The sequence below is a fragment of the Hyphomonas sp. J20-32 genome (assembly GCF_055808555.1).
The window spans coordinates 3,277,291-3,290,435 of sequence record NZ_CM147873.1 but is presented as its reverse complement, the minus strand read 5'-3'; the positions used below and the strand labels follow the sequence as shown (position 1 = coordinate 3,290,435).

Sequence of the window (13,145 nt, the reverse complement as noted above, 5' to 3'; positions counted from 1 at the left end):
CGAGTCACACAATCCACCGGAGCGACTGAATTGAGCGATATTTTCGAAGAAGTCGACGAGAGCATTCGACAGGACAAGCTGGAGACCTGGTGGAAGCGCTACCAGTTCTTCGTCTATGGCGCTGTGGCGCTGGTCGTCGGGGCGGTTGCCGTGAACGAATTCGTCATCATGCCCCGGGCGGAAGCAGCCCGCACGGCCCGCGCCCTCGAGCTGGAAACAGCCCTGTCCGAACTTCACAACGGGTCGTATGCGGCGGCAGAGACGGCCTTTGCAGGCCTTGCCGAAGGCGGCAGCAAACTGGCGCCACTGGCGGCAAACTACCTGGCGCAGGTGCGTTTTGAAGGCGGCGGCGATGCCGATGGCGCGGCCCAGGCGCTGGCTGCGATCGGCGCGGTTGAAGGCGGCCCGTTTGATCGTCTTGCCCTGTTGAAAAAGGCTTATTTCAAGGCCGACGGCCAGTCGATGGTAGAACTGGAAGCCACGCTCGGCAGTCTGGTCGATGATGAAGGCCCGCTCGGGGCGCTGGCGCGTGAACTGGTTGCGGCCAAGGCCTTTGCCATTGGCGACGTCGCCCGGGCCCGCACAGAATTCAACCGGCTGCGCTTCGATGCGGCGGCGCCGGAAGGCGTCAAGCGCCGGGCCGAACTCGCACTCGCGGCCATTCCTGTTGTCGAAGTGCCTGAAACGGCCCCGGAAACAGCAGGTGAAGCACCTGAAACAGAAACCGAAGCGCCGGCTCCCGCGCCCGCCCCTGCAGAGTCTGAGGAGACTGGTCAATGAGCCCATCGCGTAAACTCACCACCGCCCTTGTCGTGGGTACGGCGCTGGCCCTGACTGCGTGCAGCAGTCTGCCCCGCTTTGGCGAAAGCAAGGCCAAAAAGCAGGCGGCTGAAGACAAGGCGGGCAGGATCACCATGGTCCTGACCGATGAGGCCATCAAACCGAATCCGGACCTGGCGAGTGTGGCGATTGAGTTGCCCGAAGCCACGCCAATCAAGGCCTGGTCGCAGGCTGGCGCAAACGCCGCGAAAGTGGTCGGCCATGTCAGCGCGGCCCCGCAGCTTAGCATTGCGTGGCGCGCGAATGTCGGCGCAGGTTCCGACAAGAAATCGGCCATTACGACGCCACCCGTGACCAACGAGACGACCGTCTTCACTCTGGACGCAAACCAGTCGATTGCAGCAACCGACCTGGCGACGGGGCGCGCGCAGTGGAAGAAAAAGCTGAAAGGCCTGACCAAGCGCGACAAGAGTGCGCTGGGCGGTGGATTGGCCGTTGAAGGCGATACGCTGATCGTGGCGAGTGGTTTCGGCTTTGTCGCTGCGCTCGATGCGGCGACAGGCGCTGAAAAATGGAAGCACGAGATGGGCGCACCGATGACGGGCGCACCGACTATCAAGGATGGCCGGATTTACGTCGCCTCCAACAATAACGAAATTTTCGCGCTGTCGCTGGCGACAGGCGAGACCGAATGGAGCGACCAGGCGATTGCGGAATCTGCCCGTGTGCTCGGCAGCTCCAGCCCGGCTGCTGTCGAGGACTTTGTCATTGCGCCTTATTCGTCGGGTGAGATCATCGCCTATCTCGCCTCCAACGGACGCCGCCTCTGGACCGATGCGATTTCGCAAGCCGGGCGGTTCACGCCGATTTCCGAGATCAATGATATTGGCTCGCGCCCAGTGCTCTCTGGCGGGCTCGTGTTCGCGTCCGGCCAGTCTGGCGTGACCGTCGCAATTGACGGACGCAGCGGAACGCGCATCTGGTCGATCCCAACGGGGTCGACCCAGGCACCGGCCCTAGCTGGCCAGTACATGTTCATTCTCGGCATCGACAACACACTTGCAGCCGTCAATCCGGCCAATGGTGAGGCCTATTGGGTGACGTCGCTGCCGATGTACAAGAAAGTGAAGAAGAAAAAGGGGCGGATCAGCTATTCCGGGCCAATCATCGCTTCGGGACGTGTCGTGGTCGTGTCTTCAACAGGTGAACTACTTGCCTTTTCGCCGCAAACCGGGCAGCAGACCGGCTCTGTGAAGCTGGGGTCGACCACCTATCTCGAACCCATCGCCGTGCAGGACAAATTGCTTATCCTCACTGACGAGGCCAAGCTGATCGCCATCCACTAGGGCGCACGGCCCCAAAGCCCGCCCGTCAACCGTATGAACGGGCAGGCTTATGCCTCTTAAACTCGCTATTCTCGGACGTCCGAACGTCGGAAAATCGACGCTATTCAACCGGCTTGCCGGCAAGAAAATCGCGCTGGTCGATGACCAGCCGGGCGTAACGCGCGACCGCAAGCAGGCCGAAGGGCGCCTCGCTTCGCTGCCGCTCATCCTGATCGATACGGCAGGCTACGAAAACGTGCACGATGGCAGCCTGCAATCGCGTATGCGCGAGCAGACCGAAGCGGCGATTGCCGAGGCGGAGCTTGCCCTGTTCCTGATAGACGCGCGAGTCGGCGTAACAATTGAGGACCAGAGTTTTGCCGCTTTGCTACGCAAGGCGAACATTCCGGTGGTGTTGGCGGCAAACAAGGCCGAAGGCAAAGCCGGGCGCGACGGCCTGAACGAGGCGTGGGAACTGGGCTTTGGTGAGCCGGTTGGCCTGTCGGCCGAGCATGGTGAAGGCCTGGCCGAACTGTTTGAAGCCATCCGACAGGCGCTGGGCGAAGATGCCTTTGAGAAGGCACTCGAAGAGGCCGAGCCGGACTATACGCATTTTGGCGGCGAAGACATTCTCGACAAGCTGGCGCACATCGACATCGACGACCAGACGCTGTCAGATGACGACCTTGTTGCCGCCATTGAAGAAGCCGACGTTGATGTGGAGCCGGAGCCGATACGCCCGGACAAGCCTATCAAGCTGGCCATTGTGGGCCGTCCGAACGCCGGCAAGTCGACGCTGATCAACCAGTTGCTGCAATCAGACCGCCTCCTCACCGGGCCGGAAGCAGGCATTACCCGGGATTCGATTTCCATCGATTGGGAATGGGAAGGCCGCCGCATCCGTCTGGTTGACACGGCCGGGCTGCGCCGGAAGTCGCGCGTCCAGGAAAAACTGGAGCGGATGTCGACCGGTGAAACCATCCGTTCCCTGAAATATGCCGATATCGTTGCCTTGGTCATGGATGCCAACGAAGCGATGGAAAAGCAGGACCTGCAGATTGCTGATCTTGCCCTGCGCGAGGGACGCGGCATTGTCCTCGTGATTTCGAAATGGGACCTTGTGAAGGACCCTGACGCGGCAGCCAAGCATATCCGCGATCTTTCCAACCGCCTGATGCCGAACGCCGGCGGGGCACCCATCGTGTTCCTGTCGGGGCTGACAGGCCGGAATATCGAGAAGCTGATGCCAGCCGTCGTGAGCGTCTATGCCAACTGGACAGCGCGGGTGAAGACTGGGGACCTGAACCGCTGGCTGCGCCATACGATCGAGCGTCATCCGCCACCCTCCGTGCACGGCAAGCGTATCAAGCCGCGCTACATGGCCCAGATGAAAGCGCGTCCGCCGACGTTTGTGCTGATCGCGTCACGCGGTGACCAGATGCCGGACCAGTACAAGCGCTATCTCGTCAATGGCGTGCGCGATGCGTTCGACATGAACGGCGTGCCAATCCGGCTGTTCGTGCGCCAGGGCAAAAACCCCTATGCTGACAAGGCCGCACAGCAGAGACCGTCGAAGCGATACAAGCCGAAACACTAGTGTGTCGCGGGGTGACCCAGCGTCACCTCGCCGCGCCTTAAGAGCGGTCTCGTGAAAATACAAGACTTGGACGCGGCCTCTCGCAACGTGTAGTCATGTGGAAAATCCACTTCAAACACTGCATCAGGGAGAGACAAGATGGCGTCCAGCGTTCCGGCCAAGGGCCTTCAACTGATATCACACGTAAAGTCCAGCGGCGAACTGGAACTTTCCCTCGTTGAGGTCGATGTGCCGACGCCTGGTCCCGATGATGTGATCGTTCGCGTCGAAGCCACTCCGATCAACCCGTCAGATCTCGGCCTGTTGCTCGGCGCAGCGGATATGGGCAGCGCGAAAGCCACGGGTTCTGCGGACCGGCCGGTCGTCACCGCCAAAGTCCCGGCCGCCGGAATGCGCGCCATGGCGCCTCGCATCGACCAATCGATGCCTGTGGGCAACGAAGGGGCAGGCACGGTTGTTGCTGCGGGCTCGTCTCCTGCGGCGCAGGCCCTGCTTGGCAAGACAGTCGCAGGCCTCGGCGGTGAAATGTATTCGCAGTATCGCATGTTGAATGTCGCCCAATGCATGGAATTGCCAGCCGGGGCGACGGCACGCGACGGTGCGTCCTGCTTCGTCAATCCGCTGACCGCGCTCGCGATGACGGAAGTCATGCGCATGGAGGGCCACAAAGCCCTGTTGCACACGGCGGCAGCGTCTAACCTTGGACAGATGCTGAACAAGATCTGCATCGCGGACGGGATCGATCTCGTGAACGTTGTGCGGTCTGACGCCCAGGAAAAAATATTGCGGGACATTGGCGCGAAGCATATCGTCAACTCGACTTCACTTGGATTCATGGACGACCTGATCGGCGCGCTGGCAAAGACGGGAGCGACTCTCGGGTTCGATGCCATCGGCGGCGGTCCGTTGGCCGGGCAAATCCTGGTGGCAATGGAAGCGGCGGCCAACCTCAACGCCAAGGAATACAGCCGGTATGGCTCGGCGACCCATAAACAGGTTTACATCTATGGCCGCCTGGACATGAGCCCGACCACCCTGCCGCCCGGCGTGGGCATGGCCTGGGGCGTTGGCGGGTTCCTGCTGACACCGTTCCTTCAGAAGGTCGGTGCTGAAGGCCGTGCCAAGTTGCGCGCACGAGTTGGCGCCGAACTCAAAACCACGTTTGCGAGCCATTATACGTCCGAAATATCGCTCGTAGAAGCGTTGCAGTTGCCGGTCATCGAGGCCTACAATCGGCGGGCAACCGGCGAGAAATACCTGATTAACCCGAACAAGTAATATCGCCTGTCAGGCGCTGCTGAACGTGGAGTTTTGCCGCTACAGGCCTGGGAACCGGACCTTTAGGGACCGGTTCCCGGTAGCGCCTGCCTGAATTACGCTCGGAGGGCGAAACCTGCAGGGCGGACTCGCTGGCCAGCGTGCAAGTGTTTGTGTGAATCCCGAATTCGCCTATTCTCGGTGCCAAGAAGGAAAGCGGTCATGTCACTTTTGATCCGGAACCTGGCTCTTGGCAGCTTGTTGCTGGTCTTGGCAGCCTGTTCGCAATCTGCTTCGGAGCAGGCTGATGCAGAGGCGTCTTTGAAGGCTTGGCGTCCGTTTGCAGCGGACAGTCCATGGAATACTCCCATCCCCGAGAACCCGGCGATTGATCCGCAATCGCGGGAACTGATAAGCGATTTTGCTGGCAATGGCAGCCTCTACATCAATATCGCTGAGTGGTCCGTGCCGGTCTATTACATCGACATGGAAGAGACACCGAAACATGACGTCCTGGATCTTTATCCTGGCCAGTATGGCCGCGGTTTCGAGCCGCCGCGTGAGATTCCGATCCCCGACGGTGCCGAGTCTTCAGGGCCGAAGGGCGGCCTTGGCTATATCGCCATCGTGGACAAGGCGCGGAACCTGGAATGGGATATGCGTCAGGCCCACAAACGCGACGATGGTCGCTGGTTTACCGGCTTTGGTGCCATAACCAATCTGCGCGGCACTGGTGTGTCCAGGCCCTGGAATGAAGTTGAGCAGCCAAATCTTGCTGCAGGTGCAACAGCGTCCGGCTTTCCGCTGACAGCGGGTCTTATCCGGGTTGACGAAATCAAGACGGGCCGGATTCCGCATGCCCTGATGTTCGCCTATCCGGGCGCGAGAACGGATGGTTTTATTTCTCCGGCGAGCACAACGCCCCTGTCGGTCGCAACTGTGGACGGTGCTCCTCAAACCGGCATGCCGCTTGGTGCGCGCATCCAGCTTGACCCGGCCTTTGATGTCGCCGGCTCCGACCTGTCCCGCGAAGGCAAGATCATCGCTAGGGCCTTGCAGGAATATGGCGCCTATCTGGGCGAATCGGCGGGCGGAAACGTGCTGTTTGCCGAAAGCGCGCCAGCGCAGCTCGACGCATGGGACGGAACGCTGGTGTCGAGCGAATTGCAGGCCGTTTTCACGCCCCAGATGATGGCGAAGCATTTTCGTCTGATTGAAATGGGCGACGTCCTGCCGGGTCCGCGGGCCGACTAATCCAGCCTAGCTGGGCAGCGACGTGTCATAGGGGCTGTCGAGTGAGAAGACAGGGATTGTCGCGACGATCTCGAACCCGCTTTCGTCTTTGAGGTCATAAGTGCCGCTCATCATGCCGGAGGGAGCCGCGAGCGGCGCACCGGACGTGTAGCTGAAGCGTTCGCCGGGCATGAGCGTCGGGGTCTGGCCTATCACGCCCTCGCCGTCGACGGCCTGCAGGCGGCCCTGCGCATCGACGATGCGCCAGTGGCGGCGCAGGATGGTCCAGGTCTGTTCGCTCTCGTTTTCGACATCGACCGTATAGGACCACATGAAATCGGCCCCGCGACGGCTCTGATTCGTCGTGCATGAACTTCGGGCGCACACGAATGCGCACGCCTTGCGTGATTTCTTCATACAGAGGGGGAGCGTGTCGGCGTGCCATTATGCGAATTTGCGTTGAATTCCTTCACACATTGTTAAGGGCGTGAAGAACGTCGGCTTCAAGGTCGCCTGCATCTTCCAGACCGACCGAAAAACGGATCCAGCTTCGGTCGAGTCCCATGGCTGCTTGCTCTGTGTCGGTGAGGGCGCGGTGGGTCGTGGTGGAAGGGTGGCAGGCGAGGGATTTGGTGTCGCCGAGATTGTTGCAGATGTCGACAAGCTCCAGCGAATTCAGGAATTTGAAGGCCGATTCCTGGCCGCCCTTGACCGACAGGGCGATCATCGTGCCGCCACTGGCCATCTGGCGCTTGTGGACGGCGTAGTGAGGATGGTCCTTGCGGTGCGGATAGCGCACAGCAGCGACATTGGGGTGGGCCCCAATGGCATCGGCGAGGCGTGCGGCGTTTGCGCTTTGGGCATCGACGCGCAGTTTCAGGGTTTCGAGCCCTTTCAGCACCACCCAGGCGTTAAACGGGGCAGCGGCCGGGCCGACATGGCGCAGGTACGGATCGTACACTTCTTCCATGTACTGGGAATTGGTGAGAATTGCGCCGAGCATGACACGGCCCTGGCCGTCCATGTGCTTTGTGGCCGAATAGACGACGACATCGGCGCCAAGTTCCAGCGGGCGCTGCAGGATGGGCGTGGCGAACACGTTGTCGACGACCAAAAGCGCGCCGGCTGCCTTGCAGAGTTTCGCTACGGCTCCGATGTCGACGCCGTCGAGCAGGGGGTTGGCCGGGCTTTCGATCAGGACGAGCTGGCAGCCCTGGGCGATTTCGCGTTCCCAGGAATCCAGGTCCGCGCCGTCGACGAACACCGTCTCGATCCCGTATTTGGGCATCAGGTTGGCGATGATCCAACGACACGACCCGAACAGGGCCGTGGCGGCGACAACTCGGTCGCCAGCCTTCAGGGGCGCGAGAATCGCTGCGGAAATAGCGCCCATTCCGCTGGCGGCAACGCGGCAGGTTTCGGCATTCTCGATCAGGGCGAGGCGCTGCTGCAGCATTTCGCAGGTCGGGCTGCCATAGCGGGAATAGACGAAACCCGGCTCGTCGCCCTTCATCCGGGCCATGGCCTGTTCAGCGCTGTCATAGGCATAGCCGGATGTCAGGTAGAGCGCCTCGGCGATCTCGCCATGCTCGGACCGCATCAGGCCGCCGCGCACCGCTTTGGTCGCCGGCTTCCAGCCCGCTTTGCCTGATTTGTCCGACCCGTTCGCCATGCTGTTATAGTCCTTGTCTTTCCTGCATTGGGTCTTATGCCTGAGAGCACAAGGGGTGCAAGAGATGGTGCAGGAAACGGGCGTTTTGCCCGACCGTGAAATTGAGGCACTGGTCGCCGGTGGTGCGATCCGCAGCGACCTGCCGCTGGAGACCGGGCAGGTCCAGCCGGCAAGCCTCGACCTGCGCCTTGCCGAGGATGCCTACCGCCTGCGTGCGAGCTTCCTGCCGGGCAAGGACCGGACGGTGGCCGAGATGCTGCAGGAGCCGGGCGTGCACATGCACCGCATCGATCTCACCGAAAAAGGCGCGGTTCTGGAGACAGGGTGCGTCTACCTCGTGCCGCTGCAGGAATCGCTGCGCTTGCCGGCCGGTATTTCGGCGCGGGCCAATCCGAAGAGTTCGACGGGGCGGATCGACGTGTTCACGCGGCTGGTGACAAATCGGGGCAGGGCCTTTGACGACGTGCCGACGGGCTATTCAGGGCCGCTCTATCTCGAGGTCTCGCCGCGAACGTTTCCGATCATGGTGCGGCCCGGCGACCGGCTGGCGCAGGTGCGTTTCAAGCGTAAACGCCCGGACGCGCTGAAAGAGCGGGTCGTTTCGATCGATCTCCAGCCTCCGGCAGGCGAACCGGCCGGTTACAGGGCAAAGCTGCATTCTGGTGTGGTGGACCTGCGCGGCATCGGCGCGCATGAAGCAGGCCAGTTCTGGGAGCCGGTATTCCCGCGCCACGGCCGCATTGTGCTGAACCCGGAGGATTTCTACATTCTCGTCAGTCGCGAGACGGTGAAGGTCGCGGCGCTTGAGGCAGCTGAAATGGCCCCGATTGCGCCGGAACTCGGCGAATTTCGCGCTCACTATGCCGGGTTTTTCGATCCCGGATTCGGCACCAACAAGGCCGGCAGCCGCGCGGTTCTTGAAGTTCGCTCACGCGATGTCCCTTTCATTCTCGAACACGGCCAACCGGTTGCGAAGCTGATCTACGAGCCGATGGCAGCCAAGCCTTCGGGGCTGTATGGTGGTTCCGGTTCGAACTATCAGGGGCAGGGCCTGAAGCTGTCGAAGCATTTCGTACTCTGAGCGAGCGAGTGGGGCGGGCAGCTGGGTTTGGGGGACTGCGCCCGCCCCTCCGTTCAGGCCGGGCGGTTTAGTTCGCGCCCGCGCCCTGCACCAGCGGGGTCGCGTATTCGCTTGCCTCGGTGCTACGGATTGCCGTTTCGATTTCGAGCTGGCGGGCTTTCGCGTCGGCGATTTTGCGCTCGCCCTTCGAAATATCCGCCTGGCCGTCGGCGATCATGTCTTCGCCCTTGCGAAGGTCCTTGCGCGCCTTGCGCTCGAGCTTCTCTCCTTTGTCGAGTGTGTTCTGGCCACTCGCGATCAGCTTTTCGCCCTTGGCAATATCCTTGCTTGCCTTGTCCCATTGCTTCGCCATCTTGCCGGCTGGGGCCGGGTTCACGATCGCGATGCCTGTGGATGTCGTCGCGGGCGCGGAAGCACAGGCGCCGAGGATCAGCAGCGAAGCGATAGCGGTATAGATGGCGCGTTTCATGGTGTAGTCTCCCCTTTCAAAAGTTGACACCCGTCATCTAGGTGCTCTCCTGTTCAAGGAAAAACGAATTTAAAGCATGGTTGATATTGGAAAAGCCGATGATTGACGTGGAATCCGCCCGCACTTTTCTGGCTGTCATCGAGACAGGCTCGTTCCAGGCTGCAGCCGGCAAGGTGAACGTGACCCAGTCGACCGTCAGTGCGCGCATCAAGACCCTGGAAGAGCGTCTCGGGCAGAGAATCTTCGCGCGGTCGAAGACTGGCGCACAGTTGACGGTGCATGGATACCATTTCGAGCGCTATGCGCGGACTATCGTGCGCGCCTGGGAGCAGGGTCGCCAGCAGGTGGGCATTCCGGAAGTGTTCGACGACATGCTGGTGATCGGCGGACAGTACAACCTTTGGGCGCGGTTCCTCACGCAATGGCTGCTCGAACTGGAAACGAGTCTTCCCAACGTAGCGTTCAGGGCGGAGGCCGGAACCGCTCTCGCGCTTTCGCGCCTGCTCTCGGAGGGATTGCTGGATATTGCTGTTCTGCACCAACCGCGCCTGCGCACGGACATTGTCGTCGAGCACCTGATGGATGACGAACTGGTGCTGGTCACCACCGATCCCGGCGGCGGCTTCGAGGACCGTTATGTTTTTGTCGACTGGGGAGACGAGTTCCGGGACATGCATGCTCAGCAGATGCCTAAATTCATGGAGCCGCGTACGTCCGTGTCGATCGGTTTTTTCGGGCCGTCCTACCTCATCGCGGCCAAGGCGGCTGGCTTCCTGCCACGTCGCCTGGCCGAGCCGCACCTTGAGGCAGGCTTCCTGCAGGTCGTGCCGGACGCGCCGACTCTGACCTTTCCGGTGTTTGTTGCCTATCAGGCGGAATCCGACTGCGCGTCCATGGCACCGGCGCTGGCAGCGCTCAGGGCCAAGGCAGAGCTTGCCGCGAGCGGCGCCCTACCAAAGCCGTTCTGGAGCCGGCAGCAGGACTGACTGTTGCGACGGCATCTTAACTCACGTCCTGACATTGTGCGGGCATGCTTCACTCATCGAGATTGAGCCGCATTTCCGTAATGTATGCCGCAAATCCCGCCTTCTCGTAGGCCCGGATGGCCGGCTGGTTTTCAGAATAAACCGTCAGGTGGATTTCCGGCAGGCCCTTGGCCTTTGCCCAAGCGAACAGGTGATTGAGCAACCGCTTGTTGTGCCCTTTTCCGCGATGGTCCAGCCGGACATACATGAAGCCCAGGTAAGCGTGGTGCTCGTCCCGGACATAGGCTTTCGACAATTTCTTCACGGCAAAGCCTGAAGCGATGATTTCGCCGTCGACCTCGATGACCGCCACTTCGGCATCATCTGATGCGATGCGCTCTGCGATGTCATAATAGCTGATCGGATCCGGCTTCAGCGTGTGATCGTAGGGGCGCTCGGCGGTGATGATGCCTTGCTCGAACGCCAGCAGGGCGGGGAGATCGTCCTGGCGTGCCGATCGGACAAGAAACGGTTTCGGGATCGTCTCCTGCTCAGCCATTCGCCGGATGCAGGTCACGGTAGCGGATGCGTTCGCCGGTGCGTGTTTCATCGACCGACACGAGTTTCACGAGTTCGGCTGCGACGACGTCTGCTGTCGGCAGGGTCATCGGGTCTTCGCCGGGCTTTGCGGCGGCGCGCATGTCGGTGCGTGTGCCGCCGGGATCGAAGATGTTGACGCGCAGCGCCATCTTTTCGGTCTCGTCGGCCCAGCCGATGACCATGGCTTCGAGCCCGGCCTTGGAAGCCTGGTAGGGACCCCAGAAAGCCTGCGGGATTGATGCCACGCTGGACGTGACGAACACGGCGCGCGGCGCAGACGACTGGTGCAGCCACGGCGCCAAGGCCCGAATCAGGCGCCAGTTGGCGGTGAGATTGACGTCGATCGTTTCCTCGAAACTGCGGGGCCCGCAACTTTCCAGGGGTCCCAGTGTGCCGAGCACGCCGGCATTGGCGACAAAGCCGTCGAGCCGGCCAAATCTCTCACCGATCACCTTGCCCAGTGTCTCGATACCCTTGGCGTCCTTGAGGTCCATGGGAACGAGCACCGCTTCGCTGCCAAGGGCGCGGATCTCGTCATCAAGCTTTTCGAGAGCGGCCTTTGACCGCGCGACGGCGATCACGATGTCACCCTGCCGGGCAAGGTGGAGCGCGGCGGCACGACCGATTCCGCGCGAAGCGCCGGTCACGAGTACAAGTCTGGGTTGGTCAGTCATGGGCCGCGTCTATCGCAGCGCCTACGTGTCGTCCAGCAGGGAGAGCTGGCGCTCCTTGTCGGATTCGTCATGCTGGTGGTCGACCAGCGGCGTCGGATAGTCTCCGGTGAAGCAATGGTCGGCGAATTGGGGCTGCATGGCGTTGCGGACAGGCTCGCCGATGGCCTTGTAGAGGCCCGGTACAGACAGGAAACCGAGACTGTCGACCTTTAGCTCGCGCACCATTTCTTCGTGCGTGTGGATCGCGGCGAAGAGTTCGGATTTGGCCGCCATGTCGATGCCGTAGAAATCCGGGTTCACAATAGGCGGGCTGGCCGAGCGGAGGTGAATTTCCTTCGCGCCGGCTTCGCGCACCATCTGGACGATTTTCTTCGACGTGTTTCCGCGTACGATGGAATCGTCAACGAGGATGACCCGCTTGCCTTCCAGGACGGAACGGTTCGGGCTGTGCTTTTTCGAAATCGCCGCCTGGCGTCCAACCTGTGTCGGCTGGATGAAGGTCCGCCCGACATAGTGGTTTCGGATAATCCCCATGCCGAACGGGATGCCGGAGGCTTCCGAATAACCCAGAGCAGCGGGTACGCCGCTGTCCGGAACCGGCACGATCACGTCTGCATCGGCAGGAGTCTCGGCGGCCAGCTGGTGGCCCATGCGGCGGCGCACATCATAGACCGACCGCCCCTGAACGATACTGTCCGGACGGGCAAAATAGACATATTCGAAGGCGCATGGGCTGCAGGCGCGTGGCGGGAAGGCGCGGATCGACTCGATACCGTCATCCGTGATGACGACCAGTTCGCCATTCTCGACTTCGCGCACGAATTCGGCGCCGATAATGTCGAGGGCACAGGTTTCCGATGCCAGAACATAGGCTTCACCCAGTTTGCCGATAACCAGCGGGCGCAAGCCGACCGGGTCGCGCGCGCCGATCAGTTTCTTGCCGGTCAGGCCAACCAGGGCATAGCCGCCCTCGATCTGCTGCATGGCATCGACGAGGCGGTCGAGGAAACGTGGCTTGGGACTGCGGGCGACGAGGTGGAGGATGACTTCGGTGTCCATCGTCGACTGGAAGATCGCACCATCGCGAACCAGCTTGTGGCGCAGCTCGCGGGAATTGGTCAGGTTGCCGTTATGGGCAACCGCAAAGCCGCCGAACGACAAGTCGGCAAAGATCGGCTGGATGTTGCGTAGCATCGGCCGACCCTGGGTCGAGTAGCGATTGTGGCCGATCGCGGCATAGCCCGGCAGGCGGGTGCGCAGGTCACCGCCGAAATGTTCGCCGACAAGGCCCATGTGGCGTTCCGATGGGAAGCGCTTGCCGTCGAATGTGGTGATGCCGCAGGCTTCCTGTCCGCGATGCTGCAAGGCGTGAAGCCCGAGCGCGGTGTATAGGCTGGCTTCGTTGTTGCCGTAGATTCCGAATACACCGCATTCTTCGCGCGGTTTGTCATCGTCATGATCGAACAGGACCATATGAGACCGGAGCCTCCTT

13 protein-coding genes are annotated in these 13,145 nt (G+C 61.5%); 7 read left to right on the top strand and 6 right to left on the bottom strand.

Annotated elements, in window-relative coordinates:
* Positions 1-30: 30 nt before the first annotated feature.
* The 5 genes from AC0L7I_RS15995 (at position 31) to AC0L7I_RS15975 (ending at position 6,213) form a co-directional block, all read left to right on the top strand.
* Positions 31-780 (top strand): tetratricopeptide repeat protein, encoded by a 750-nt coding sequence (locus AC0L7I_RS15995; protein WP_473397422.1) that lies wholly within the window; start codon positions 31-33, stop codon positions 778-780.
* A complete protein-coding gene (locus AC0L7I_RS15990) occupies positions 777-2,126 on the top strand; it encodes an outer membrane protein assembly factor BamB family protein (protein ID WP_473397421.1) in 1,350 nt (449 codons plus the stop codon). Before AC0L7I_RS15995 ends, AC0L7I_RS15990 begins: the two co-directional genes overlap by 4 nt.
* A 49-nt stretch (positions 2,127-2,175) precedes the next feature.
* Complete coding sequence (gene der / locus AC0L7I_RS15985; RefSeq protein ID WP_473397420.1) at positions 2,176-3,702, top strand: ribosome biogenesis GTPase Der; 1,527 nt, start codon at positions 2,176-2,178, stop codon at positions 3,700-3,702.
* A gap of 138 nt (positions 3,703-3,840) precedes the next feature.
* On the top strand, positions 3,841-4,980 hold the full coding sequence (locus AC0L7I_RS15980; RefSeq protein ID WP_473397419.1) for a zinc-binding dehydrogenase: 1,140 nt from the start codon (positions 3,841-3,843) through the stop codon (positions 4,978-4,980).
* A 201-nt stretch (positions 4,981-5,181) separates the two neighbouring features.
* Positions 5,182-6,213 carry a hypothetical protein gene (locus tag AC0L7I_RS15975; RefSeq protein WP_473397418.1) on the top strand — a complete coding sequence of 344 codons (1,032 nt, stop codon included), beginning with the start codon at positions 5,182-5,184 and terminating at the stop codon, positions 6,211-6,213.
* 6 nt (positions 6,214-6,219) lie between these two features.
* On the opposite strand, the gene apaG is transcribed toward AC0L7I_RS15975, so the two are convergent.
* Positions 6,220-6,525, bottom strand: coding sequence for a Co2+/Mg2+ efflux protein ApaG (apaG, locus tag AC0L7I_RS15970; RefSeq protein ID WP_473397417.1), 306 nt, complete (start codon positions 6,523-6,525; stop codon positions 6,220-6,222).
* Between the two features lie 136 nt (positions 6,526-6,661).
* Positions 6,662-7,864: an O-succinylhomoserine sulfhydrylase gene (metZ, locus tag AC0L7I_RS15965; protein ID WP_473397416.1), complete on the bottom strand. Its 1,203-nt coding sequence runs from the start codon at positions 7,862-7,864 to the stop codon at positions 6,662-6,664.
* A 64-nt stretch (positions 7,865-7,928) separates the two neighbouring features.
* Between metZ and AC0L7I_RS15960 the strand changes: the two genes are divergently transcribed.
* Entirely contained in the window at positions 7,929-8,945 is a 1,017-nt protein-coding gene (locus AC0L7I_RS15960) for a 2'-deoxycytidine 5'-triphosphate deaminase (RefSeq protein WP_473397415.1), read from the top strand.
* Between the two features lie 67 nt (positions 8,946-9,012).
* On the opposite strand, the gene AC0L7I_RS15955 is transcribed toward AC0L7I_RS15960, so the two are convergent.
* Entirely contained in the window at positions 9,013-9,414 is a 402-nt protein-coding gene (locus AC0L7I_RS15955) for a hypothetical protein (protein WP_473397414.1), read from the bottom strand.
* Between the two features lie 98 nt (positions 9,415-9,512).
* Between AC0L7I_RS15955 and AC0L7I_RS15950 the strand changes: the two genes are divergently transcribed.
* Positions 9,513-10,400 carry a LysR family transcriptional regulator gene (locus tag AC0L7I_RS15950; protein ID WP_473397413.1) on the top strand — a complete coding sequence of 296 codons (888 nt, stop codon included), beginning with the start codon at positions 9,513-9,515 and terminating at the stop codon, positions 10,398-10,400.
* A 49-nt stretch (positions 10,401-10,449) separates the two neighbouring features.
* Here the strand turns inward: AC0L7I_RS15950 and AC0L7I_RS15945 are convergent, their stop codons facing one another.
* From AC0L7I_RS15945 to purF, 3 genes are read right to left on the bottom strand one after another with little or no spacing between them, the layout of a single operon-like run.
* Positions 10,450-10,938 carry a GNAT family N-acetyltransferase gene (locus tag AC0L7I_RS15945; protein WP_473397412.1) on the bottom strand — a complete coding sequence of 163 codons (489 nt, stop codon included), beginning with the start codon at positions 10,936-10,938 and terminating at the stop codon, positions 10,450-10,452.
* Positions 10,931-11,653, bottom strand: a complete 723-nt coding sequence (locus AC0L7I_RS15940; RefSeq protein ID WP_473397411.1) for an SDR family NAD(P)-dependent oxidoreductase — start codon at positions 11,651-11,653, stop codon at positions 10,931-10,933. The genes AC0L7I_RS15945 and AC0L7I_RS15940 overlap by 8 nt, the downstream gene beginning before the upstream one ends.
* Before the next feature lie 21 nt (positions 11,654-11,674).
* The gene (gene purF / locus AC0L7I_RS15935; RefSeq protein WP_473397410.1) at positions 11,675-13,126 is read right to left on the bottom strand and encodes an amidophosphoribosyltransferase; all 1,452 of its coding nucleotides are present in this window, start codon (positions 13,124-13,126) and stop codon (positions 11,675-11,677) included.
* Positions 13,127-13,145: the final 19 nt, after the last annotated feature.

What these genes read in the sequence shown, in the direction of transcription:
- AC0L7I_RS15990 (WP_473397421.1), top strand. Translation starts at nt 777, where the DNA reads ATGAGCCCATCGCGTAAACTCACCACCGCCCTTGTCGTGGGTACGGCG.
- der (WP_473397420.1), top strand. Translation starts at nt 2,176, where the DNA reads ATGCCTCTTAAACTCGCTATTCTCGGACGTCCGAACGTCGGAAAATCG.
- AC0L7I_RS15980 (WP_473397419.1), top strand. Translation starts at nt 3,841, where the DNA reads ATGGCGTCCAGCGTTCCGGCCAAGGGCCTTCAACTGATATCACACGTA.
- AC0L7I_RS15975 (WP_473397418.1), top strand. Translation starts at nt 5,182, where the DNA reads ATGTCACTTTTGATCCGGAACCTGGCTCTTGGCAGCTTGTTGCTGGTC.
- apaG (WP_473397417.1), bottom strand. Translation starts at nt 6,525, where the DNA reads ATGTGGTCCTATACGGTCGATGTCGAAAACGAGAGCGAACAGACCTGG.
- metZ (WP_473397416.1), bottom strand. Translation starts at nt 7,864, where the DNA reads ATGGCGAACGGGTCGGACAAATCAGGCAAAGCGGGCTGGAAGCCGGCG.
- AC0L7I_RS15960 (WP_473397415.1), top strand. Translation starts at nt 7,929, where the DNA reads ATGGTGCAGGAAACGGGCGTTTTGCCCGACCGTGAAATTGAGGCACTG.
- AC0L7I_RS15955 (WP_473397414.1), bottom strand. Translation starts at nt 9,414, where the DNA reads ATGAAACGCGCCATCTATACCGCTATCGCTTCGCTGCTGATCCTCGGC.
- AC0L7I_RS15950 (WP_473397413.1), top strand. Translation starts at nt 9,513, where the DNA reads ATGATTGACGTGGAATCCGCCCGCACTTTTCTGGCTGTCATCGAGACA.
- AC0L7I_RS15945 (WP_473397412.1), bottom strand. Translation starts at nt 10,938, where the DNA reads ATGGCTGAGCAGGAGACGATCCCGAAACCGTTTCTTGTCCGATCGGCA.
- AC0L7I_RS15940 (WP_473397411.1), bottom strand. Translation starts at nt 11,653, where the DNA reads ATGACTGACCAACCCAGACTTGTACTCGTGACCGGCGCTTCGCGCGGA.
- purF (WP_473397410.1), bottom strand. Translation starts at nt 13,126, where the DNA reads ATGGTCCTGTTCGATCATGACGATGACAAACCGCGCGAAGAATGCGGT.